This window comes from uncultured Sutterella sp. (assembly GCF_937923675.1).
Lineage (GTDB): Bacteria > Pseudomonadota > Gammaproteobacteria > Burkholderiales > Burkholderiaceae_F > Sutterella.
Genome location: NZ_CALDXB010000031.1, coordinates 1 through 23,103, shown reverse-complemented (window position 1 = coordinate 23,103; position 23,103 = coordinate 1). Strand labels below are relative to the sequence as shown.

Below are 23,103 nucleotides of genomic sequence, written 5' to 3'. Positions count from 1 at the left end.
CTTGGCGATATGTCTCGCAAGCGATGTTTTGCCCGCGTGCGATGCTCCCTGAATGAAAAGAATCATGGAAGCGTTCCGGAACGAAACAAAAATTATTCCGGCTTCCCTGCCGGCCGATGAAGCTCCCGGAACCAGGAGTGTGCGAACTAGACCGGCCCCCGGGCGCCGATGAACCGGGCGGCTTCCCTGCCGGCAATATCTCCGAAAACAAAGGCATCCGTAAGACCGCAGCCGCCCACGCGCGCGGCGCCATGGACGCCTCCCGTCGTTTCGCCGGCGGCATAAAGCCCCGCAATCACCAGGCCGTCGGGGCGGAGCACCTCTGCGCGGGGCGTGATCGCAATCCCGCCGCAGGAATAGTGGAGCGCGAAATGTTCGCGCCCGTAGAAGAAGGGAGGCGTCTCCACCGGGAGCCCCCGCATCGGGATCCCGAAGTCGTCGTCCCAGTGCTTTCTCACCGACCGGTTGTAGCGCGCGATCGTTTCCTCGAGCGCCGTATAGGGCACTCCCATGCCGCGCGCGGCTTCGTGAAGGGTCTCTGCTTCCCGCACCGTCCCGTCCATGAGCTTTAAGCCGAGCGTCGCCCCCTTGGGAGAGCGGGCGTCCGAGATCACCCACATGGACTTCGAAGGCTGGTTTGAGATTGCGCGCTCGATTTCACGGAAGCCCGCGCCCTCGGAAACGAAGCGTTCGCCAGAGTCGTTGAGCCACACCTCGCCCCCGACATAGTCGAGAAGTCGGCCGCCTGCGAGCGGGAGCATCTGGAGCGCATCCATGTCAACCAACTTCGCGCCAGCCTTTTCGGCCATGAGGATGCCGTCGCCCTCGGCCCCGTCGAGGAGCTCGCCGCCCGCGCTCGCCGTGGTTTCGAGCTCCGGCGGAAGATCGGGCGCGAAGCGCCGTCTCAAGGTCTTCGAAGCCGTAAAGCCGCCGGTCGCGAGCACCACCGCTTTTGACCGGATCAGAACGGAATCGCCCGTCTGCGTTCTCGCGTAAAGGCCTTCGACGCTTCTGCCGTCGCCCGAAAGCAGAAGCCCTTCACCGCGCGTGAGAAAGCGCACCGCCGCGCTCGTTTTACGAAGGGCCGCCATCATCACCTGCACGTAGTCGTAGCCCGACTGAGGCGACCCCGAATTCCAGCTTCGGGCCGAGGGCGACCCGACCGCCCGGAAGGGCGTCGTGATCCAGGTGATCCCGAGTGCGGAAAGGCGTTCAATGGCTCCCCAGGAACCTTCGGCAAGCGACCGGGCGAGCTGCGGGTCGGCCCGGCCCTCGCCCGTTTCAAGAATTTCGTTCGTGAGCCCGGCGATGCCCTCAGGGGACTTTTCGGCTGCCACAGAGCCCGACGAAATGATCGTGTGTCCGCCCGCCAGGGGCGCTTTTTCAAGGACCACGACGCGGCGTGCGCCCTCGCTGACGGCTGCGAGCGCTGCCGACAATCCCGCCGCACCGGTGCCGACCACGACGACATCCGCTTCCTCCTCGCGGGGAAGCGGCTCAGCTGCCGGGCTACCGACAATGAGGCCCGAACCCGCGGCGCCGGCAAGGAGGAAGAGCGTGCGCCGCTTCACGGGAGGCTCCCCGGCGCTTTGAGGCCCTCTCCCGTGAGGCCGCATTCGCTCGCGAGCTGCCAGAGCTCGCCCGGTGAATGGACGCCGAGCTTCGCGAAGGCATTGGCGCGGTGCATCTTGACGGTAGAAACCTCGAGCCCCAGCGCCCGGGCGATTTCCTTATTGGCTTCGTTTCTGAGGACGTGCTCGGCAACATCGCGCTCGCGGGGCGTGAGGGACTCAAAGCGCGAGCGCTTTTCGAAGAGCGCCGACTCCTCCGCGGACCTTGCGGCCGAGGCGGTGGCGCACTGGGCGACGCGCGCGACAAGCGTCATCGGATCAACGGGCTTTTCGAGAAAATCCTCCGCTCCCCGGTGAAGCGCCCGGACTGCGAGCGGTATGGAGCCGTGGGCAGTCAGAAAGAGGACCGGAATGCGCGAGCCCCGGCGGACGAGCTCCGCCTGAACCTCAAGCCCGTCCATGCCGGGCATCTGCACGTCGAGGATGATGCAGCCGGGGCGAGCGAGGCTTTCAGCCTCGAGGAAGGAAGCGCCGTCGCTCCAGGTTTCGACTTCCCAGCCCATGGACCGGAGAAGGAGCGCGCTCGAGGCGAGGAGCGCCTCGTCGTCGTCAATGATGCGGATGAGTGGGGGAAGCGTCCTGGGGGTCATGATGTCTGGTCTTCGGGGAAGGAATGTTTTTTCGTATTCTCGTCGGGGAGCGCGCCGGAGGCAATGTCGAAGCGCACTTCGGCGCGGAGCCCCCTGCCGGGGAGGCGCGAGAGCGTGAGGCGGCCGCCGTTCTCCTCGACGAGGTTCCGTACGATCCCGAGGCCAAGCCCGAGGCCGTCGGATTTTCCGGAAGCAGAAACGCGCGAGAGGCGCGAGAAGGCTTCGTCGGAGAGGGGCTTCCCGTTGTCGTCGACCGTGATGGAGACCTCCGAATCCGTGGAAGCGATCCTCACGGAAACCTTTCCCTCAGGATCATCCTTCACGGCCTCAATGGCGTTCTTGATGAGGTTGTGGAGGATGAGCTCCACCTCAAGGGCATCCCCGAGAATGACGGGAGACTCGTCGGGAAGATGGGCCTCCACGGGGAGCGGTGAAGAAAGCTTCACGCCCGCGAGCGCTGACCGGAGGACATCATTGATCCGGAGCCTCACGGGACGAGACTTCTCCGCACGCGCATAGCTGCGGACGCGGTCGACGATCCGCGCGATTCTTCTTGCCTGCATGTCCGCGCCGTCAATGGCAGTGATCAGCACCGGATCGGCCTGCGATTCCGTTCCGGGCGCAGGAAGAGGCGACGCCGCAGAGATGCCGGTTTTAAGCCTCGCGACGGCAAGGTAGTTGATGACTGCCCCCACGGGCTGCTTCAATTCATGGGCGACGATGGCGCAGAGCTGACTGACGGCCCCCATGCGCTCGAGCCTCGAAAGCCTCGAGCGGACGTTTTCTTCAGAAGCCGCGAGGCGGTCGCGTTCGGCTAAAGCGGCCCGGAGATCCGCCGTCCGGCGGCGGACGAGTTCGCGAAGCCGGAGTTCGGAAAGAAGGAGGAGCAAAATGAGGCCGGCAGCGCCCAGGATCCAGATGCGCCAGCGGCGCCAGAGGGCCGAAGGCGTCATCTCCTCGAGATAGGCCCAGGGCCCGATGTGGAGGCGCTCCTCGAGCGCCCGCACCGCATGAAAGTCGCTCGTCGGGTACCAGGAATATTCGCCCGCCCCGAGCCCGAGGAGCGCGAGGGTAGCAGACCGCACCGTTTCCGGGTCGGCAGAGGGGAGCGCTGCGAAAACAAGATCGGGATAAAGCCGCGTCGACGTCCGGCAGAGCGATTCAGCGCCTTCCTTCTGAGCCGCGACGCGCAGAAACCCAGGGTCAATCAGCCCCTCGGCCTCAATGCGCTCGAGCGTGCAGACGGGAACGACGCCGACGTCGTAGGCGCCCGAAAGCACGGCTTCAACGACGTGCGGCATGCCGTAGCCGAAGAAGCGCAGTTTCGAAAAGAAGTTCTCAGAATCCATCCCGGCATCTTCAATCTCGCCCCGGAGTGCGAGCCAGCCGTCGAGCGAGGTCGGAAGCGTCGCCGCAGCTTTAAGCCCCTCAAGGCTCTTGAGCGTCGTGATGTCCGTTCGAGAAGAAAGTGAAATCACCGCCGCCCCCGTCGATTGATGCGGATCGCGGGCCCAGCGGGTTTTCCTCGTTGCAATGGGGTGCGCGCCCACGGCGTCGACGAGCCTCAGGAAGTCGGCAGCCGGGGAAATGATGAAGTCGGGACGAAGTTCCCGGACAGAGCTCTCAAGCGTCGCCGAGTTGACGCGCAGAATGACGATGTCCTCTGCTGGAAAAACCGACGAGAGCGCCTTCCGGATGGGATTCACCGTCGTTGCGGCAAAGCCCGGCTCCGTCATTTCGACAACCGCAAGCCGAAGCGCCTGCGGTTCTGCAGAGGCCGGGAGCGACAGCAAGAAGAGAAGGAGTGCGCAGGGCACCCGAAGGGCTCGGGGAAGCAAGGTCGGGAAGCGTCAGACGTCGGACGGCGTTGTTTGAAGGAAAGAATTCAGAGAAGCCTAGCACAAGCGCGCTCCCCGACCTCACAACAGTCGGATCGTCAGAGGAAGGTCTGCAGGAGCGCGTTGAAGGCGACGCCGAAGAGAATCGTGACGGAAAGGCTCGCCCGGAAGGCAACGAGCACGGTTGCAAAGAGCGTGATGAGTGTTGCGGGGTCCGTCGTCATGAAGGCCGGGGCCACAATCGAAATCATGACGCAGCCCGGCGCCGCGTCGAGCACGCGCTGCATGGCGGGCGAAACCGGGCGGTTTCTGAGAATGAGCCAGCCAATGAGGCGCGTCGAATACGTGGCGACGAGCATCCCGATGATGACGATGAATTCCTTCAGGGACGGCAGAGCAAAAATTTCTTCCATTTTCTCTTCTCCCCGCTTATTTGTTTGAGACCGCCGCCGTCGCAAGGCCGAGGAGCGTCGCAATGAGAATGCTCCAGTGAAGGGGCAGCCAGAGGCTCGCGAGCGCGGCGGCAATGCCCGACACCACCATAGGCGCCGACTTTGAGAGCGCCGGGCGCATGGCAACGACGAGGCCGATGAAGGTCGCGGGAAAGGCCATCATGAAGCCCCAGCGCGAGAGGTCGCCAAGCGACGTCCCGAGCGCGGCGCCCAATCCCGCGAAGAACCACCAGTTGCTCCAGAGCGTAAGGCCGCAGCCCAGATGAAAGGGGAAGGAGAAGATCTTGTCGGCGGGGAATCCGAGCTTTCTTCTGCGGTCGACTTCCTGCATGGAAATCGCCCAGACTTCGTCGCACATGAGAAAGAACGCGGCGAGCTTTGCCGGAACCGGGAGATGCGCCTTTTCGACCCAGGGCGTCAACGCAGCGCCCAGCACAATGTGGCGCGAATTGATGAGCCAGGTCGTCATGAAGATGACGAGAAGCGAGGGCGCGGCGCTCCAGAGCGCGACCGCTGCGAATTCGCTCCCGCCCGCAAAGTTGAGGCCCGCCATCATCGCCATGCCGACGCCCGAAAGCCCGTGCTGGGCGCCCTGCGTGCCGAGAATGAAGGCGAGCGGAATGATGCCCGCGAGAAGCGGAAGCGTTGTCCGGATGCCGCGCAGCAGCCCTTCAGCGAAGGTTTCGTCCGCCGTGCGCTCGATTGTCTGGGTAGTTTCGGTCATGTTCTTTGAGGAAGGAGCTTCAGGTTGCGGCCTGAAGTTCAGATGAATAGCGCCGGACTGGTAAAGCCCGGCGCAGGCAAGTCAATTTGCGGAAAATTTTAGAATTCTACGCCTGGGGCTTTGCCGGTTCAGATGCGGGCCTGGCCGCTTCAGGCGGAAGCGCATCGTCCGTCCACCGCCAGGCGCGGGATGGACTCACGGCCTTCGCCACCGCTCCTGACCGGATGTCGGAACGGATCACGCGGATGAAGGCGATGAAGAGCGCCATCAGCACGAAGAAGACCGGGATGGAGGAGACCGTGATCATCGACTGGATGGTGGAAAGGACGTTCAAGCCCGGAATCGCGCGCTCGAGGAGGAGAATTCCCACGGGCATGACTAGAAAGAGGACGCACCAGAAGATCGTCAGGCGCCGGTCCGGTTCGTCGCGGGGCCCGAGCCCTTTGGCGGTATAGAGCGACAGCGCGAGGCCGCTTCCGGTTGCCGAGGTCGCAAGGTTGAAGAAGACGAGAACGAGGAAGACCAATGCGGCAACCTTCGGGAAGGGAAGCGTCTGGAGCACCATGAGAGTGGCGCCGGCGGAGCCCACCTCATTGATGGCCGACGAGACCTCAAGCCCGTGAAAAAGCTCCTGCCCCATGCCGTAGTTGCCTAAGGTCGAGAAGGAAAGCCAGCAGGCGAGCGGCGCCCAGATGCAGTTTGAAACGGCAATCTCGCGGAAGGTTCTGCCGTAGGACGTGCGGGCAATCCAGTTGGCGCAGAGGAAGGCGATGGCGACGTACCAGGCCCAGTAGAAGATCGTCCAGCTCTGCACGAACCCGCTGTTTCCGATGGCGTCCGAATTAAAGCTCATCCGCACGAATTCGCGGATGTTGGTGCCGATCGCCATCACGGTGTTGTTGAGCATGAAGCCCGTGTCGCCCGCGATCAGAAGGAACGCAAAGAAGGCGAGGCCGAGCTTCACGTTGAAGTCCGAGATCCGTCCCATGCCGCGCGCGATGCTCTTTGACGCCGAGAGCGTGAAGAAGGTGCAGAAGACGATGATGACGCCGAGCTTCAATGCAAAGGAATTCTCAATCCCGAAGACGTCGGAGAGGATTTCGCCCATCACGGGCGTGCCGATGCCGACGGTCGTCATAATGGCGGCAAAGTAGCCGAAGACCACAATGGCGTCGAGAAGAAAGCCGGCCGAACGCGAGGCAAAGGTCTCCCCGCTGCCGATCAGCGGGCGGGCGAGGTCCGACATGCGAAGGCTCGCGGCGCCCTTATTCCAGTAGAGGTACCCGATCGCGAGCCCGGGGATGAGATAGAAGGCCCAGGCCGAGAACCCCCAGTGGAACATGCCGTAGGCGGAAGCGTATTCATAGGCCTCCACCGATCCGGGTTCGAGCCCAAAGGGCGGGGTATTCACGTAGAACATCCACTCCACCGTGCCGAAGATGAGAATGCCTGCCGCGAGCGCGTTGCAGATATTCATGGCAATCCAGGTGAAGGTCGAATATTCGGGCTTCGCGTCGCGTCCGCCCATCCGGATGTCTCCCCAGCGGGTCGTCATTGCCAGAACGGCAAGGATCGCGAAAACGACGCCGAGAAGCAGGAAGAGCCATGCAAGGCTCGTGGTCAGAAATCCGTAGGTTCCGCGCAGAAGCGAAACAACGCTTTCGGGCGCGGCAAGAATCGCAGCGATCGTCGCGGCAAGGAGCGCGAGCGTGAGCGCGATCAGAGGTTTGCTGGCATGGGTAAACATGGTTGAGAGGTCAGTTTCAGGGCCAAAGTGAAAATGACTTCAAAGACTACCCGCGCGCCGGACGGAATCCTAGAGCACCTCAGGGTAATACCTCATCATGACGCCTTTCAGGAAGCGAAAAGGAGCGTCAGAAGCACGCCGGAAAGAAGAAAAAGGAAGAGGATGCCGAGAAAGGCGACGAGGGAAAGGAAAACCACGCGCAGAATCCGGCCCCGGTCAATAGGTTCCTTCGGAAGGACGACGTTCGTGAGGTCAATTGAATCCTTCAGTGGTCTGAAGGAAGTTCTGAGCGCTGCGGTGCTTTCCTCGCCAAAGCGGTTCACGCGCACAACGAGCGCCGGCCGGCCGCGGAACCAGTTTTTCTTCGGAGAGGTGCAGTCCGTGAGCGCATTGGCGCCCTGAGCGTCAAGCGCCATTTCGAGCCGCCGCGTCCATTCTTCTTTCCCAAGGTGCCCGGCATGGACATCAATGCAGAAATCACTTTCCGCGATCAGCTCGAGCCCGTCCGGGGGAAGAGCTTCGCCCTCGAGCAGATAAGGTCCGCGGACGCGGTAGCAGCGCTTCTCTTCGGGTCCCCCCGGAGGAAAGACCGTCATCTTGCGCTTCTCTTCAGAACCCGGGCAATCAGAACCGGGATCAGATAGCCCGCGAGGGCCGCAGCGAAAAAGGCCGCGAGGAGAAGGAGAAGCCAGAGGGCCGCAATGAGAAGCGACTCCGGAAATTTGAGAACCGAAGCGATGGAGAGAACCGAAAAGGTGGAGAGGCCGCCCAGGAACCCTGTATGGACGAGCGCCCGCCACCAGCTCGCGGCCGCCGGACTCATCCAGCCTTCCATCAGAATGCCGCTCGAGAGCCCCATCAGGAAGCAGGCGAGAAAGTTGGCGGGCATCCAGGGGCCGAGCTCCGGGAAGTCAAGGAGCACGCGGAGCACTGCGCCGGCGCCACCGCCCGCGAAGATCAGGAGAAGGTCGCGGAAATTCTTCTCAGCCATGGAAGCTCGCTCCCGCAGCATTGCCTGTTAGCGTTGCTGCAATGCCGGTGACGAGCGTCAGCACGACAAAAAGGACGATGGAGCCGTATTTCCCGAGGCGCTCCATGGCAATGATTTCGGAACAGAGGGATGAGAGGGTTCCAAGGCTCCCGACAAAGCCTCCGCCGATAATCAGAAGGAGTTCATCCGGAACGCGCGCGGCGACGAGTGCGGAGCCGATGAAGGCGGCAAGCGCGTTGACGACGAGAATGCCGGCAGGAAAAGGCCCGGCAGCGTGCGCCGAGACGACGAGAACGGCGTATCGGGCGAGAGCGCCGATGCCGCCCAGGAGAAAGACAAGCGCCAGTGATTCCGGAGAAGAAAGTTGAAGCATGAATGAGCTCGCGAACCAGGGAAATAAGGCCGCAGGTGACGGAAGTGTACTCGTCTTTCTCCAGAGGTCCGAAGGAAACAGACTGCTCTCCATGGCTTCCGGCTGACCGGGAGCCTCAGGTGGAATGCCGCCGGGCGGCTGGAGGACAGGGCATCGGGATGAGCGTCAGAACATCGAAAGAACGCCATATTTATCAATCGGTAATGACGAAAATGGAAACCGCTTCAGGGTAAATATTGAAACCGTTATTCGAAAAAGACGAATTCCGCCGTGCAATCATGGAGGTATCGATCCCGGCTCATCCGCCGGGAGAAGGCTCAAAAGGAGAAGGCCATGACTCAAAACATTTCTCGACGCAGCCTCATTGCCGGTTCAGCGCTCTCTGCGCTCGCTCTCGGCGCTGCCGGCACGGCTCAGGCACGAACCCAGCCCCTGCCGCAGAAGTGGGATTTCGAAGCCGACGTCGTCGTGATCGGCGCGGGTGCGGTAGGTCTTCCCGCCGCTATTCTTGCGCGCGAGGCGGGCTTCTCGGTACTTGTGGTTGAAGCCAATTACGATATCGGCGGACATGCCATTACCTCGGGCGGCAATGTGCCCCTCGGAGGCGGGACGTCGTTTCAGAAGAAGTACGGCATCAAGGATGATCCGGAAACGCTCTTCAAGGACCTCACCGACTGGACCGTCTGCGAAACAAGCGGAATGCCCGACTACCGCTACAACGACCGCGCCGTGCAGTACGCGCTCGCGCAGAATGAAGCGCCGACATTTGAGTTTCTGCTTGCCAACGGCGTCAAGTTCATCGACCAGGCGCCCGACAACAACGGTGCGCACGCCGTCGGCATTTCCGCAAAGCGCGAACTCCACTGCCGCTGGTCGCAGGGCCAGTCCGCCGAATCGCCGGCGGGCGCTGGCGGCACGGACCTGATGCGCGGCCTCGAGCAGTCGGCGCGCGCAAAGGGCGTGAAGTTCCTTCTCAATCACCATATGGACGAGCTCTATCGCGAGGAAGAGGGAGATGCCCGCGTCGTCGGCCTCCGTGCGAGCTATTCGCCCACCATCCTGCCGGGAACGGATAAGCCTCTCGCGAGCTTCCGTTCGGAAGGGAATATTGAATCGGATTCAAAGGAAGTCACCGTCCGCGCGAAGCATGCCGTTGTGATCGCCACGGGCGGCAATGCCGGAAATGTCGAATTCCGCCGGATCTTTGATCCGCGCCTCACGGCTGAATACGCCAATGCGGCAGCCGAATACTCTCCGCAGGACGGCTCGGGCGAGCTCGCGGCAATAGCGGTCGGCGCGTCGCTCTGGGGGACGGCCAATCAATCGATGGACAGAAACGGGTCCCTCAGAAAACGCCCGGTCATCGGCGTGCGCACGAATTACATCCGCTGGACGCCGCAGTCGCCGATTTTTCCGAAGATCCGCTACACGGGCCTTTATCTGAAGAACTGGCAGAACGCCATCATTGTGAACCAGGTGGGAAAACGCTTCTACAACGAAATGGAAAACGGCTACCCGAACGGCACGCATGAAGGCTTCTACAAGGACGGAAAGCCCTACGTGCACGGCGACTGGCGGAACACCACTCGTGCGCCCTTCAGGCCCAGAAACTACATCGACGCCGCCTGCGCCATGAACGAAGGCTCCCAGGCTCCGGACTTTGCTTCCGGACCGCAGTGGGCGATTTTCGATGCTGCCGCTTTGAAGCGCGAACGCATAACGCTCAATGACCATTCCGGCGACCCGGAAATCTTCTTCAGCGCCGACACGATTGAGGAGCTCGCCCGGAAGATCAGCACGTCGCCCTGGTCGACCTGGAAGATGGATCCCAAAGTCCTTGCCGCGACGGTCGCCCGCTACAACGAACTCGTTGAAAAAGGCGCGGATGAGGATTTCGACAAGCCCAAACCCCGCTACAAGATTGCCGAAGGTCCGTTCTATGCAGCGTGGGCAACCTTTGCCGTTCACGACTCCTATGCGGGACTGCGTATTGACGGCGACTGCCGGGTCCGCGACTGGAAGGGAGAAGTGATCAAAGGCCTCTGGTGCGGCGGCGAATCTGCGGGCGGCTGCTCCCAGCACGGGCTCGGGCGCTGCCTGACGCAGGGCTACATCATCGGGCGCAAGATTGCCGAACTCAAGGCTTGATGGATGATTTGAGCCGTCAGGCAATCTGACTTTCAAAAAATGAGAGCCCCGGCACGATGAGTGCTGAGGCTCTCTTGATCTATATGGCGTCGTTCCGGGAATTACTGATTGGCTTCCTCGAGGCTCCTGATCGGCGTAAAGCTGCCGTCGGGGTTGACGCGGAAGACATAGTGTTCCTTGAGATAGATGATGTCCTTGCGGTTCACTGCGCCGAGTTCGGCAAGGATGGCCGCACGGGCAACGACGTTGGCGCCCGCGGTTTGGGCGAGGCTTTCGATAGCGGCGAGGGATTCGCCAGTGGCAATGACGTCGTCGATCAGCGCAACGCGCTTGCCGCGGATCTTGTCGGCGTCGCAGCCGTCAAGCCAGAGCGTCTGGTCCTTCTGCGTCGTGACGGAAAAGACATGGTGCGAAACCGGATTCACCATGTAGGGCTTGCGGCTCTTTCTGGCGACGATGAATTCCTTCATGCCCATGATGCGGCTCATCTCGTACGTGAGGCAGATGCCCTTGGCTTCGGCCGTCATGAGATAGTCGACCTCCGGCAGGCGCTTTACAAGCTCAGGGGCAACCGTCTGAACCAGCTCTGTGTCGGAGAGGCAGACAAAGCTCGCAAGCCCGAGCTTGTCGGAGATTTGGACGTAGGGGAGCTTGCGGGTAAGGCCGCAGATTTCAAAGTCAAAGTACTTCATGGCTGGAGGAGAAGCTGGTTGGAACTTGCGAGAGCTGTCGGAGGGCTCCGGGATCGCGCCGCATTTTATAACTCTGGTGACCTGAACGGCATGCTGACGACTGAGCGTTTTCGAGAGGCATGAGAATGGAAATGACGCGTTGCATATTGAAGCGCCGCATTGATGTTTACATGCATAGACTAGTGACCAACCGCACGCTGTGCGCTCCTTAAGCCAACGCAAATGCTTTGATTGCCGTGGAAATGATTCAGAGAGAATCCTGCGTGTTTGATTAATTTGCTCAGGAAGATGGCTGTTCCATGTTTTCGACCTCGAAAATCCTCGTACCTGTATGCGCCGCACTCATCGGCGTTTTCACCGCAGCCTCGGCTTCGGCTGAGGCATATGACGGCAAAATCCAGGTTTGGTTTTCACCGAACGGCGGCGTGAAGCAGGCGGTGATTGACGCTGCTCGGCAGGCGCAGAAACGGGTTCGCGTTTCCATCTACAAGATTGAAAGCCCAGAGATCGCTGAGGCGCTCATTGACACCGCTCGTCGGGGCGTCTCCGTCGAAGTGGTGCTTGATGCAAAGAAGATGCATTCGAAGGCCTCGCGGAAAAAGGAATTGTCTGAGGCGGGCATTCCGGTCTATGCCGACAGCATGCATAAGACCTTTCACGACAAATTCATGGTGGTCGACGGCCTGCGGGTAGCGACCGGCAGCTTCAACTACAAGGACTCATCGGACACTTCGAATGCTGAGAACCTCGTCCTCATTGATTCTCCCGCCCTTGCAGCCCGATATGAAGCCGACTGGGAGAAGCACCGCAATGAGAGCGTTCGATATGAACTCAAGTGAGTTCATGCGGCAGAAATATTTATGTTGAGTTATTATTTCGTTGCCAGGGTTGAGAACGCATGTTCTTCATGATTGTCGCAGACTGGATGGCGCCTGTGCTATAGGCGATGAGGTGGTGTCGGCATGGCGGGACGTCCGTTTCGCATAGGCTCTTGGCGCGCAGGTCGAACCTATGGAACGGCGTCTCTCAACCTGGCATACAGCCCATTCGAGCTGGCGGCACGAACATCTCGAATCACTCTCTTCATGCGGCAAGTGAGGTTCGATGCGTTTCTTTCCAGCAGCCGCCCAAAGAGAAAATTCTCAACCCTGAAGCTAGCCCGCAGTCTGCAAAGCTGCGGGCTTAAGGCTTAACTGAAGGTTGAGTTCAAGTCGGCAGGAAAGAAGGCCGTTCTTTCCGGGCAGCCGATGTAGTCGATCATCAGATATGCGCCCGGGACAGCTGAAAGCGTGCAGCCTTCTGACCAACAGGAGCTTTCGAGCCCGGAGGCGTCAACGAATGAGAGTTCGAATTCTTGTATTTGCGTAAGGCGTTGTATGCGCAGTATCGGACAACAGGGCTTCTGGTACTCGATGACATCCCGATCCTCGTTGAATCCGTAGGCGAGGAGCAGCGTGACGAGCATGCCGGCGGCCTGCCTGAGATTCCTGGGCTGCCATCCCGAATCTCTCAAAAGTTCGAGAAATTTCGGAATCAGGACGATGTCGTCCACCAAGGAAAACTCGCGTTCTTCAGCGGTCGTCGGAATGCCGTAATCCGCAGGCTTGATGCCGTTGAGAAGCACGCGACTGAGCTCCCGGGCCATTGAGACCCGTGCTTCGGTGTTCGGGTAGTCGACTGTGATCTTTAAGCAGTCCTTCTGTCTCAAGGACAGATACCCCATCTCGGTCAGGATGCGCAGAGCGGGCTCTGGCGAGATGTAATCGACGTAGTCGATGTACCAGAGATTCCCGGCGCAGACGGCGCCCGCCGTCTCGCGGAAGGCTCGCTGAATAAGAGAGGCGACAAGCCGCGGTCTGGGTTCCGCGCGCACCCAGTGATTCTCAAAGCCGTACTCGGGATTTGCAAGAAAACTCAGTATCGAGAAGGGGTTGTAGAGCCTCTCCCGCCTGCATCCGTTGTTGAATTGATAACCGCCGTAGCGCCGCCAGAGGCCTTCCAGCATCTGATCCATCCCGAACCACATGCCGTGCTCCATCGCTCGCTCAAGCCACTCTCCGAAATTTTCCCTGAGTTCCTTTTCGGTGAAGCCGCAGACAAGAGCAGCGTCGCTCATCGTGGTCAGATGGTGCAGGAACTCGAACATGTCCCAAAGAGGAATTTGCGTGATGGCAGTGAAGCAGGCGAAGCGGAACACTTTTTCTGCAGCACCGATCATGCGGCAGAATTCGAAATACTTTGATCGGACGCGGCTCAACCGTGCCTTGTCCTCAAGGCTTTCGAGCCAGGGAGAATCGTAGTTGTCTACGAGTAGCACGAACTCATGAGTCCTGAAGTCGCTGAGCCAATCCGATATCTGCAGGAGCGGCGGTCTTCGGTCGCCGTCTGAAAGCTGAAAGCCTTGCCGCGAAAAAGCATCGACGATGCAGCTGTCGAAGCGCTCTTCAAAGCCCTCCGCATCCGGAGAGCCGCAGAACGCTTCAAAGTCGAGACGGACGATTCGATGAACGCGTCTCAGCTTCCATATGCCGACGCCCTCGAGCGCCCGCAGATCTCCCGAGCCGCGGCTGAAAAGAGACTCATAGGTTGAGAGGAGGAGCGTTTTGCCGAACCCCCGGGGCCGCGCGATGTAGATCATTTCGCCGGGGTTGCGGGCATTGGAGCAGATGACATCGGTTTTGTCGACGTAGATTGCCCCGGATTCACGCAGTTGGGAGAATTCAGAAATTCCGAGAGGAAGTTGCTGAAGTTTGGAGGTCATAAGAAGAGTTCTGAAGGAAAATAAATCGCACTAAGCCGTTTATACTGATTTAAGGACGAAGCGTCAAGAATTATGTTGAGTTCATTAGTAAATAAGGAAGTTTTCTATCTCGGCGCAGAACGCTATCTGTTTAGCGTCAGAAGAAGAATTTCCCTTCTTGCGTAGAATTCACAATGTCGCTGTCGCCGGGCTCCTGCGTTGACCTGACTTCCCGGCAGCTCAAGCTCGACGCGCTCATTCGATTCACCGGGAAGAAATGCCTCAATCTGCCGCATCATCCACCAGCAAAGCTGCGTTTTCGCTTGCCGACGTCTTCGAGTTCAAATTTGATTCCACCGCCGGCGGGAGTGCGAAGCGGTTCGTGTTCCCAGACTTCCAGCGGCCCTATGTCTGGACAAAAGCCGACGTGCAGAAACTCCTTGATGACGTGGACGAACTGCGTGCGGATCCTGACGGTGCGCCCGGGTCCAGGTATCCCTCTGATGATTCCGCGGGTTCCGGCGTGCATGCGCCGGAATACTTTTTCGGCTCCATCTGCCTGCGTAGAAGCGAGACGAACGATGACTGCTGGGAAATTCTGGACGGTCAGCAGCGCCTTACGAGCTTCCTTCTCATCGCTGCCGTCATTGATCATCAGCTTGAAGAAAACGCAAAGCAGGCCTCCAAAGCGAATGCCGCGCTCTTGGATGTCATCCGGGATCACTGGCAAGCCGCAAAGTCCATCCCTGAAAAGCAAATTTTGTTCTCATCCAATCCGAGGACGCATGTCCAGGTGCGCAAAGTATTCGAGGAATTCAATCTCGACTATGAGTTGCTGCACATAGACGGACCGGACCTTTACCATGCAACGCTATGCAGGGACGTTGAGCGCTTCGAGTACATCCTCCGCAAAGGCATGGTTGCCGTAAGGCTTCTCATCTCGCAGGCAGCGGCCGAACAATTCTTTCAGGGGGAAAACAATCGCGGGCTGCCGCTTTCGCTCCTCGATCTTCTGAAGGCCTATCACATGCGTGTGGCCAAAGCCTGTTTTCATCAGGAAATGGGGCGCATTTGGCATCTTTTCAATGAGGGAGAGGAAGAAGTTCCGGATGAGGACGGTGCTGCGAAGAAGAGTTCGGCAGAAGACAAATCGCCGGATCGCGAACGCCGGGCAAAACTCGTATCCAGCTTCGTCATACCCGCGATGCTGATGAGATTCGGCATCGCGCCCTGGGAATCTTCCCGCCCGGCTTTTCGCGATCGATGCCTGGCGCTCCTGAAAGGCAAAACTGGCACTCATCTCAGAGGCCGCTTTATTGATTGGAAGCTGAGCTCGGAGGGCGGGGTCGCCGGTCATGAACGTTTTGCTTTTGGTTTGCTCGATGATCCCGGGACCGGCATAGAACTTTTCTGCGTGAATGAGCTCCACCTTGCTATTGCAGAGGCCATAACCGCCGGTCATAAACGTTTCAATTTCGATTTGCTCGATGATCCCGGAGCAGGCATAGGATTTTTCCGCGCGATTGAGCTCTACCTTGCTATTGCAGAAGCCATAACCGCCATGACGCAGCCTCAGGATGGGGGATCCCGCGTCTATTCCTCACTCATTCATTTGAATGCCGAGGAACATCAGCTTCTCGTTCTTGCCGGCATAGCCTGGGCGGACCGCTTCCTGAAGGTAGGCGACGACGGATTCAATCCCTACCTGGAAGATGACAAAGGAATCAAGCGGCTTTCGGCTGAAAAAATCGGCGCAGCGCTTCGCGATGATCCTGATTTGCGAGCCTGGCTCTGTTCTTTTGCCCGACTGCTGGATATTTTCAGCAATCGCGGTGGAAAGAAGTACGGCCTCTACGACAGATTGGAAGCAGACACCATGCTTAAGTGGCTCAAATATCGCAATCCAGAGGAAAGCTTCTTCTTCCTTCCTCATCGATCCGGAAGCCCCGCGGCCTGTCTGCGGGAATTGAAGGCTCTAACGCATCCTGACCGCTTTCAGGCCTTCCGCTATGCAGAAAACTACCTGCGCCAGCAAAAATATTTTATGGATGCCAGCCAGTCGGGGAACGCAAATGAAGACTGATGAAGCACGCGTTGAAAACGACGCCAAAGCGCAGGCAGATCAGCCTTTTGAAGCCTCTCTGGAAAGCATCGGGTCCCTCCGAGAGCAGATTGAAGAGAAGAAATTGTCTCTTGTGATCCCGGCTTTTCAACGCGGCTACAGCTGGCGGGAAGAGCAGGTGGCGCAGCTCATGGAGGACCTGATTGACGCGTGGCGATCTTCGCATTCGGAGCCTTACTCGCTCGGCACGATTGTCTGTACCCGATCGACCGATAAGAACTCTAATGAACTCCAGGTCCTCGACGGACAGCAGCGTCTGACGACGATTGACATCCTCCTCAATGAGTTGTCGCCGAAGGAAAAGAAAGACAAAAACCGCTGCGGAGAACTCATTGCCGCCTATCGATACCTCACCGCCAAGGAAAATGCTGATAAAACGCGTCTCCCGCGGCATGACCTGCAAATGAAGGCTATCCGGGACCGTCTTGAAGTTGTCGACAGAGCTCTATTTTTGGAATGGCTCAAGGAGAACATTCAGGTCATGCTCGTCGTGCTGCCGCTCAAGGCCGGCGCCCAGAACGAAGCATCGAAGATGTTCGAAATCATCAATGTCCGAGGCCAGCAGCTCTCGCTGCTCGACCAGCTGAAATCTCGATTCCTGCAGATTTTCGGCGACGCCCACCCGCTTGACCGAAGCTTCTTCAACCAGATCTGGAATGACTGCGAGCGGCGGCTAAGCTCCTATGAGGAATGCGTCAAAGGGCCTTCCTTTGAAGAGATGAAGAAGGCAATGAAAGCCGTGGAAGGGAGCATTGAGGAGCAGAGGAAGGAATGGAGCCTCGGCGAGATGTTCAAGAAGGTCAAGAAGGCTGCGCCCAACACGAACATTCCGGCGGAACAAACGGAAGCGCCGGTTGTGCCCGCATCGCTTCAGCTTTCCCCCATTGACATGCTCAACCTCCTCGTTATGGCAAACGAGATTCTGAAGCTGCGGATGGGAAGAGGTGATCCGTACGCATTGTCGCGGACAGAGGAGGCGGGTGCGGTTAAGGACATACGCTCACGCTTCGACTGGTTGGTTAAGAACAACGATAAAGAAGTCCCGGCAGCGGGGCCTGAAAACCTGATGCGTCTTATGTTCGTGATGTCGGTGCTTGTCCGCGTCGTCGGGAAATGGGCGCCTTTCAGAGACTCTAAAATTTACGACGTGGTTGGAGGTTCGAAAACGCCTCTTCGCCAGCTGGCCGTGTCCTTCATGGCGGCCAACAGCTACCAGGCTTCAGGCCAATATTGGCTGCTGGTTCTCGGAGCCTTCGCTCTTGAGAGCGGGCTAAAGGGAGAGCAGGTGCCTAAAGAAGCGGCCCAATTCAAGCAAACCCTTCTGCCGGTTTTTGACGCCAAGGCAGGCCGGGATCTCGAAGCTGAAGCGCTCGCCCGTCTCGTCACCTGGGGCTTCACCTATGCGCGCAGCAGGCTCGACGGCTCTGCAACAAAAATTGCTTACGAGCTCGCGGTTTCGTGCACTTCCGGAAAAGAACTTCTGGCGGAAGCCGCGAAGGAGGTTGCTGAGGAAGTTGATCGATGGCGCTATGGCGATGGCATCCGCCAGTGGCTTCTTTTCTTCATAGATTGGATGCTTTGGTTTGATTTTGCAGGGAGCAGGAACAGAAAGAACCGACTCCGGGAGCTCATGGGGGAAGCAACCGGCGGCATCCCAGAAGAGAAGAATCTCTTGCCGTTTAAAGATGCGCTCATCGCACCGCAGTTTTTGAATTTGTTTGAAAACTTCCTCCGGAACGAATTCAGAATCGTGAGCCGTGGTCAGATTGACCACTGGTTTGCTCAGAAAACCGCGCAGAATACGAAGGAGAAAAACGGAGGCGACGAAGCTAACCTCGACGACAGAGTTCACGAGCTCGGCAACCTCGCTCTGATCGATCCGAGCACCAATACTAAATGGACCGATAAGGCGCCTGAGCAGCGGGTGAAAGAAATGCCCGGCAATCCATCTCCGAAACTTTGGTGGACGGCAGAGCTGACTAAGTCAGCTAAAAGCTCGGGGAGCGCGTTCAGTCTTGAAATCATTCCTGCCATCACGAAGATTTGGTCGCGCTATATGGCGGAGTTCAGGCTCCCGTAAGCTCTCGCGCTCCTGCGCGGAAGTTCTTCCAGTCCAGGAACGATACCGCCTCCGATTTCGCCGCTCTTTAGAACCGGCTGCCGGATTAAAGATTGTTGATGAAAGGAACTCCCTGAAATTAGTGTCCCCCAGCTTCAGAGAAAAGCAAAAAGAATTATGTTGAGTTATAGTTGGGTGGCTGGAGATGAGAATCTTCGGTTTGAGAACGCTATGTTCTTCATGATTCTCGCAGGATAGATGGCACCTGTGCTATAGGCGAGGAGGTGGTGTCGGCATGGCGGGACGCCCGTTAATCGCATAGGCTCTTGGCGCGCAGGTCGAACCTATGGAACGGGCGTCTCTCAACTCAGTGTCTTCTTTTAAACAGCTTTCTCTTTCCGATTTGGCCACGTACCCGTGCCTGCAGGATGGGGTCTCAGGGGTTGGAGGAAACTGGATGCCCGCAACAATCAAGGCGTTCGACACGCAGGTTCGGCGCTTTGAGGACGGGCATCAATTTTTACCCTGAATGAATGTCATCGGGCGCAGATCTTTCTTAAAAATCCGTGCGGTCCCACTCGCATACCCCGGGAACATCTTGCGAAAACGAATCAGAACGGCACGTCTTCCACAAGCTGGTCCTGCGCGGCATCACCACCCGATTTCGTTGCAGCGGCTGTGTTGTCTGATGCAGTCGTCTGCGGAGCCTCGTCTGCAAAGACGGCCGTCATCAGTTCTCCTGCAAATGCATTATCGTTCGATGGCATCAAAACGGATTGAGAGCGTGCACGTTTGGCCGTGAGGAACATCTGAAGCTTTTCGTCGAATGTTTCCAAACCGTCGCCGGGGAAAGCGGCAATCGGGATATGGACGACAACGTCCTTCGTTTGTCCAATGCGCCAGCAGCGGTCTGAACACTGGTCCTCAACTGCCGGGTTCCACCATCTCTCGAGATGAACGACATGATTTGCGGCCGTCAGCGTGAGCCCCGTTCCGGCAGCCCTGCTGGTGAGAATCACCACGTCGAACTGCCCGGTCTTTTCCGGCCGCTGGAAGTCCCGCACGACCCTCTGGCGGGCAGCGGCAAGCATGGTGCCGTTGATGATGCCGGGCTCCTTTTCGAGCTTGTAGTGCTGCTGAATTTTCCTGGCTAAGACTCGCTGAAGCGCTACATGGAGCACAAACACCACCGCTTTTTCGTTCTTCTCCTTAACTTCATCAAGAATCTTGAAGAGCGCCGTGAAGCGGGCAGAGTTCGCAATGTCCTCGTCAGTGAGGACAAAAGTTGAGTTTTCGCCGGCCAGGCCTTTGGCGGAAGCCCCGCCGCTGCTGACTCGTGCAGAGCCGGCGGCACCGATTTTCTTCGGCGACAAGCATGCTGCAGAAAGCATCTGCAGAAGCTGAAGTCCGGGAATGCTCGCCTTGCCGTTCATGGAGGAATTGCGAAGATTCAGCACCTCCTGATAGGCAGCCGCCTGTTCCGGAGGCATCGGAACCCGGTAGAGCTTCTCGATCTTAGCTTTGAGGTCCTTGAGGCGGTCAGTTTTGAGGCGACGGAGCATGAGCTGAATGCCTTTCGCGTCCTCAGGGGAAGCTGCGTCGCTAGAAAGATCTGTACCTGCCTGGCCGCCCGCGATCTCCATTGATTTGTTGCCAAGGAGAAGGGCATTAAGTTCGCGGCCGGCCGTCTCTGCTGAGGCGACGTCGTCTCCCCGGCAGAACCTGTTCGAGAAGGTTTTCGCCGACCCCATTACCCCCGGCACAGCAGCGTCGAGGATGGACCAGAGATCCATAAAGGTATTCTCAACCGGCGTACCCGTCATGGCGAGAAGGAATTCAGATTTAAGTCCTTTGATGCACTCGGTGAGAAGCGCCGTTGGATTCTTGATGCGCTGGGCTTCATCGAGAACGATGAGTCCCCAGTTCTGCTGAAAAAAGAACTCCTGCTGATTGCGGACAGACTCGTAGGTTGTGACGGCCCAGGTGCATCCTTCGAGCTGCTCCGTACGTTCCGTCAGGGAGAGCTTCATCATGCGGCGCACGCTCGCAGCCGAGAGGTCAAGTCCTCGTCCGTAGGCTTCACCAAGCCACTTTCGACCTTCAGTCAACCAATTCTCGAGGAGCCCGGCAGGGGCGATGATAAGGGTAGGGAGGCCCGAGTCGGCAGCTTTCATGCCTTCAGCAAGCCAGGCAGCAAAGGAAAGGCATTCGATGGTTTTGCCGAGCCCCATATCGTCCGCGAGGAGCGCCCCGGGAATTCCCCTGTTCCAAAGGTCCTTCAGCCAGGAGAGCGCCTCTTCCTGATGCGGCAGCAGGGAGAGACCGGATGAGAGCGTTGATAGCGGGTGCTGCCAGGGCGTGCGGTTGACAAGCTCGGCTTGATATTCAAGCGCTTCCAGATTCCGCTTGATGTCAGGGCCGAACTGAACTCGCTCTTCAGCGTCGTTCTTTGCCTTATCCGCTTCCCCCTTGTTGTCGCGATGCAGGTCGTCCGGTTTCCCATCTTTATCGGTTGTCTGGGGAAATACCTTGCGGCAGCATTCCAGAAGAGATGCGGCATTGATGCTCTCCACCGGAATCATCGCATCCTTAACCTTCACGAGGGCATCTCCCTTGACGCTCGCCTCATGAAGGTCGCTGATGAGTTTTTCGAGCTCCGCCTGCGTAAGGCAGAAGAATTGTCCGTGAAGAACCAGCCCCGCTCTGTCGGCACCGTCGGCATACCAGTCGGTCTTGATCGGCTGCATGAATGAGAGCGTCTGGCGCTGCCAGGGTCCCAGAGCCTTAACTCGGTCGCTGATGAACTCTGGCGTTTCCACAAACGTGAAGTTCACGAGGTCGTCGAGACTGTCATCCTTAACGCCAGCCTTGGCGAGGGCCTTCATGATGGCCTGTCGAGGGTTCTCCAGGAATCGCATGCGCTCATCCGGACTCGCGTGGTTGATGTCCCGAATGGCCTCGACGACATGCTGCGTATCGGGCGGCATGAAGAGATACGTCCCGCCGCCGAGCGGCACGTGACCTTTGATCGGGAGGCCGCTGTCGAGAAAATGTGCGAAGTCCTTCTTTTCTCCCTTGAGAAGAAGCGGCAGGAAATCATCAGATTGTCCGGAGATGCCTTTGGGTCGAAGAATTACGGGACGAAGCTTCCCGTGGTCATCGACCTCAGCCGTTACGCGCACAGCAGTGAGAAGCTTGGCGCGGGAAATGCCGGCGACCGCCTTTTCGACGGCACGCGACATGGAGAGCACCGACATGGCTTCGGCCCATGCGAAATTCCGGTCAACATTGGGATCCGATAGAGCGTTCTTATAGGCTTCGATCGTTTCTGCAACGATGAAGACTTCGGGCGGAAGCAAATGAGGAGAACGGCCGCCGTAAGTGATCTGGAGTCCGATGCGGGTTGGGCGGATCAGTCGGCGCTTATCGGAAATGAAGGCAACATTGATTGAAAAGTCGTCGGAATAGGGCGTTCCCTCTGAATCAACAGCAATCGATTCGGCGCCAAGAGGAGGGAGACCCATCAGGGGCCAGAGCCGGGGCTCAATGCCTGCGATTACGGCATCGGGAACAATCAATGCCTGTCGTGATTCATCCCATTCAGCTTCCCCGCTGTCTCGGAGAGACATGAGCGTTTGAATGCCCTCAAGGGCTTCCGGAGAGGCAATAGCGTCCCATTCCTCAATAGCAGCATCATTCAGGGAAATCAGAAAGGCACTGCAGCACTGGGTCTTAAGCAGATACTGCCGGTAAAGCTTTTCGCGCTCTGAGAGCTCGGGAGAATGAGCTGCATCAACGGCTTCTTGATCCTTATCGTTCTCTGCAAGGACGCGGAGCATATTTGCTGTCATCCTGTGCAGTTCATCAAGGGATACGATGGTCTTTACTGCTTTAGGTACTGCAAGGCTCTTTGAATCAACGTAGGAACGACTCCCCATCCGGGCTGATCCTTCACTCTTCTTATTCTTTTTAAAGAAATCAAAAAACATGGGGGTTCCTTTGCCTTTCTTTATGTGAGACTTATTTTCCGTATTTGACTTGCTTAAAGTCGATAGTTTGAAAGATTTTGTATGGCTTCTTTTGTTTTCGCAGTCCAATAGCGATCATGGCGGATTGCATAGGATTTGCCATCTTGAATTTTCAGACTTTTTACATACCCATAATCGAGTGTGTTCTTATTTCTGAAGTCAAGTCCAGGGAACGCCCGCATATTGAAGAGACGTAATGATCCATTGCCGCTCATTTCGATAACTTGAATGGGATCGCTGCCCTGAAACACGAGCGTAATGACAAGCGCAGATGCTCCATTAGAGACTCCGGTAAGCATTTTGATGTCTGGATGCTGATATCGATACTCATTCAGATAATTTTTCATCATAAAAACCTGAATGTCATCGATAAAACCCTTACTCCAGAATTCATGCCAGTAACTGCGACGATCCCTCCATTGTTGAGCCTTGACGTGGTCGAACTGACGGCCCGTCGCAGAATCAATTACGTCAAAAGCCCAGTTAAGCTTGCGGCCGTTCATCCAGCGTTTGAGCAGCTTCTGTAGATCGTCGTTCAGGGTGCTGAAGCGTCGATCATGCAGCTGAGCAGATGGACCAATTATCCTTTCGAAGAATTCGACGATGAGTGCCTCCTCTTTATCGGTTGGAAGTATGGCTGCTCCGCGAATGTCGAGAAAAGGCTCGAGTATGGCAAAGCCGAACTTGTCAATGAGGGTCTCATCAATGAGCTGATTGTTGATCCGACTGTCCTGGTTGATGAAGTCGAGCAGCTGCTTCAATTGGACATACCGCTGAACATCTCCTTTAGCTTCGGCAACGCTGAAAACTTTCACCATCATCTCAGTGTATTGTGAGAAGCGGGCGCGCCAAATCCGGCGGAACATATTCATGGAGGGCCGACGAAAAAGCTGGGTACACTCTTCAGCATAGGGCTCAAGCAAAACGTTCTCTTGAACCGATTCGCCGATTGATTTGCAAAAGTCGTA

The 23,103-nt window shown here is 57.9% G+C and carries 17 protein-coding genes; 4 read left to right on the top strand and 13 right to left on the bottom strand.

The window, feature by feature from the left end; translation table 11 throughout:
- Positions 1-146: 146 nt before the first annotated feature.
- From Q0106_RS04360 to Q0106_RS04320, 9 genes are all read right to left on the bottom strand, one after another.
- On the bottom strand, positions 147-1,571 hold the full coding sequence (locus Q0106_RS04360; protein ID WP_297609365.1) for an FAD-dependent oxidoreductase: 1,425 nt from the start codon (positions 1,569-1,571) through the stop codon (positions 147-149).
- Positions 1,568-2,221, bottom strand: coding sequence for a response regulator (locus tag Q0106_RS04355; RefSeq protein WP_297609363.1), 654 nt, complete (start codon positions 2,219-2,221; stop codon positions 1,568-1,570). The genes Q0106_RS04360 and Q0106_RS04355 overlap by 4 nt, the downstream gene beginning before the upstream one ends.
- Complete coding sequence (locus Q0106_RS04350) at positions 2,218-4,038, bottom strand: PhnD/SsuA/transferrin family substrate-binding protein (protein WP_297609361.1); 1,821 nt, start codon at positions 4,036-4,038, stop codon at positions 2,218-2,220. Before Q0106_RS04350 ends, Q0106_RS04355 begins: the two co-directional genes overlap by 4 nt.
- A gap of 119 nt (positions 4,039-4,157) precedes the next feature.
- The gene (locus Q0106_RS04345; protein ID WP_297609358.1) at positions 4,158-4,472 is read right to left on the bottom strand and encodes an AzlD domain-containing protein; all 315 of its coding nucleotides are present in this window, start codon (positions 4,470-4,472) and stop codon (positions 4,158-4,160) included.
- 16 nt (positions 4,473-4,488) lie between these two features.
- Complete coding sequence (locus tag Q0106_RS04340; RefSeq protein ID WP_297609355.1) at positions 4,489-5,235, bottom strand: AzlC family ABC transporter permease; 747 nt, start codon at positions 5,233-5,235, stop codon at positions 4,489-4,491.
- Between the two features lie 106 nt (positions 5,236-5,341).
- Positions 5,342-6,982: a BCCT family transporter gene (locus tag Q0106_RS04335; RefSeq protein ID WP_297609352.1), complete on the bottom strand. Its 1,641-nt coding sequence runs from the start codon at positions 6,980-6,982 to the stop codon at positions 5,342-5,344.
- A gap of 107 nt (positions 6,983-7,089) precedes the next feature.
- The gene (locus Q0106_RS04330; protein ID WP_297609349.1) at positions 7,090-7,578 is read right to left on the bottom strand and encodes a hypothetical protein; all 489 of its coding nucleotides are present in this window, start codon (positions 7,576-7,578) and stop codon (positions 7,090-7,092) included.
- Positions 7,575-7,973 (bottom strand): CrcB family protein, encoded by a 399-nt coding sequence (locus tag Q0106_RS04325; protein WP_297609346.1) that lies wholly within the window; start codon positions 7,971-7,973, stop codon positions 7,575-7,577. The genes Q0106_RS04330 and Q0106_RS04325 overlap by 4 nt, the downstream gene beginning before the upstream one ends.
- Positions 7,966-8,346 (bottom strand): CrcB family protein, encoded by a 381-nt coding sequence (locus Q0106_RS04320; RefSeq protein ID WP_297609343.1) that lies wholly within the window; start codon positions 8,344-8,346, stop codon positions 7,966-7,968. The genes Q0106_RS04325 and Q0106_RS04320 overlap by 8 nt, the downstream gene beginning before the upstream one ends.
- Before the next feature lie 333 nt (positions 8,347-8,679).
- Between Q0106_RS04320 and Q0106_RS04315 the strand changes: the two genes are divergently transcribed.
- Positions 8,680-10,494: an FAD-dependent oxidoreductase gene (locus Q0106_RS04315; RefSeq protein ID WP_297609340.1), complete on the top strand. Its 1,815-nt coding sequence runs from the start codon at positions 8,680-8,682 to the stop codon at positions 10,492-10,494.
- Positions 10,495-10,595: 101 nt separating this feature from the next.
- Here the strand turns inward: Q0106_RS04315 and Q0106_RS04310 are convergent, their stop codons facing one another.
- Positions 10,596-11,186: a phosphoribosyltransferase family protein gene (locus Q0106_RS04310; RefSeq protein ID WP_152158183.1), complete on the bottom strand. Its 591-nt coding sequence runs from the start codon at positions 11,184-11,186 to the stop codon at positions 10,596-10,598.
- Positions 11,187-11,485: 299 nt separating this feature from the next.
- On the opposite strand from Q0106_RS04310, the gene Q0106_RS04305 reads away from it, so the two are divergent.
- Positions 11,486-12,025 (top strand): phospholipase D family protein, encoded by a 540-nt coding sequence (locus Q0106_RS04305; protein ID WP_297609335.1) that lies wholly within the window; start codon positions 11,486-11,488, stop codon positions 12,023-12,025.
- Between the two features lie 350 nt (positions 12,026-12,375).
- Here Q0106_RS04305 and Q0106_RS04300 read toward each other — a convergent pair whose 3' ends face one another.
- Positions 12,376-13,947 (bottom strand): AAA family ATPase, encoded by a 1,572-nt coding sequence (locus tag Q0106_RS04300; protein ID WP_297609332.1) that lies wholly within the window; start codon positions 13,945-13,947, stop codon positions 12,376-12,378.
- Positions 13,948-14,203: 256 nt separating this feature from the next.
- Here Q0106_RS04300 and Q0106_RS04295 point away from each other — a divergent pair, with 256 nt between their 5' ends.
- Both Q0106_RS04295 and Q0106_RS04290 read left to right on the top strand, forming a co-directional pair.
- A complete protein-coding gene (locus Q0106_RS04295) occupies positions 14,204-16,009 on the top strand; it encodes a DUF262 domain-containing protein (RefSeq protein WP_297609329.1) in 1,806 nt (601 codons plus the stop codon).
- The gene (locus tag Q0106_RS04290) at positions 15,936-18,128 is read left to right on the top strand and encodes a DUF262 domain-containing protein (RefSeq protein WP_297609326.1); all 2,193 of its coding nucleotides are present in this window, start codon (positions 15,936-15,938) and stop codon (positions 18,126-18,128) included. Before Q0106_RS04295 ends, Q0106_RS04290 begins: the two co-directional genes overlap by 74 nt.
- Positions 18,129-18,718: 590 nt before the next feature.
- Here the strand turns inward: Q0106_RS04290 and Q0106_RS04285 are convergent.
- Positions 18,719-21,946, bottom strand: coding sequence for a DEAD/DEAH box helicase (locus tag Q0106_RS04285; RefSeq protein WP_297609323.1), 3,228 nt, complete (start codon positions 21,944-21,946; stop codon positions 18,719-18,721).
- A gap of 203 nt (positions 21,947-22,149) precedes the next feature.
- On the bottom strand, positions 22,150-23,103 hold a 954-nt coding region (locus tag Q0106_RS04280), incomplete at its 5' end, for a hypothetical protein (protein WP_297609320.1).

Coding starts and splice junctions, on each gene's coding strand:
- Q0106_RS04355 (WP_297609363.1), bottom strand. CDS start 2,221: ATGACCCCCAGGACGCTTCCCCCACTCATCCGCATCATTGACGACGAC.
- Q0106_RS04345 (WP_297609358.1), bottom strand. CDS start 4,472: ATGGAAGAAATTTTTGCTCTGCCGTCCCTGAAGGAATTCATCGTCATC.
- Q0106_RS04340 (WP_297609355.1), bottom strand. CDS start 5,235: ATGACCGAAACTACCCAGACAATCGAGCGCACGGCGGACGAAACCTTC.
- Q0106_RS04335 (WP_297609352.1), bottom strand. CDS start 6,982: ATGTTTACCCATGCCAGCAAACCTCTGATCGCGCTCACGCTCGCGCTC.
- Q0106_RS04330 (WP_297609349.1), bottom strand. CDS start 7,578: ATGACGGTCTTTCCTCCGGGGGGACCCGAAGAGAAGCGCTGCTACCGC.
- Q0106_RS04325 (WP_297609346.1), bottom strand. CDS start 7,973: ATGGCTGAGAAGAATTTCCGCGACCTTCTCCTGATCTTCGCGGGCGGT.
- Q0106_RS04320 (WP_297609343.1), bottom strand. CDS start 8,346: ATGCTTCAACTTTCTTCTCCGGAATCACTGGCGCTTGTCTTTCTCCTG.
- Q0106_RS04315 (WP_297609340.1), top strand. CDS start 8,680: ATGACTCAAAACATTTCTCGACGCAGCCTCATTGCCGGTTCAGCGCTC.
- Q0106_RS04310 (WP_152158183.1), bottom strand. CDS start 11,186: ATGAAGTACTTTGACTTTGAAATCTGCGGCCTTACCCGCAAGCTCCCC.
- Q0106_RS04305 (WP_297609335.1), top strand. CDS start 11,486: ATGTTTTCGACCTCGAAAATCCTCGTACCTGTATGCGCCGCACTCATC.
- Q0106_RS04300 (WP_297609332.1), bottom strand. CDS start 13,947: ATGACCTCCAAACTTCAGCAACTTCCTCTCGGAATTTCTGAATTCTCC.
- Q0106_RS04295 (WP_297609329.1), top strand. CDS start 14,204: ATGCCTCAATCTGCCGCATCATCCACCAGCAAAGCTGCGTTTTCGCTT.
- Q0106_RS04290 (WP_297609326.1), top strand. CDS start 15,936: ATGCAGAAAACTACCTGCGCCAGCAAAAATATTTTATGGATGCCAGCC.
- Q0106_RS04285 (WP_297609323.1), bottom strand. CDS start 21,946: ATGCTCCGCGTCCTTGCAGAGAACGATAAGGATCAAGAAGCCGTTGAT.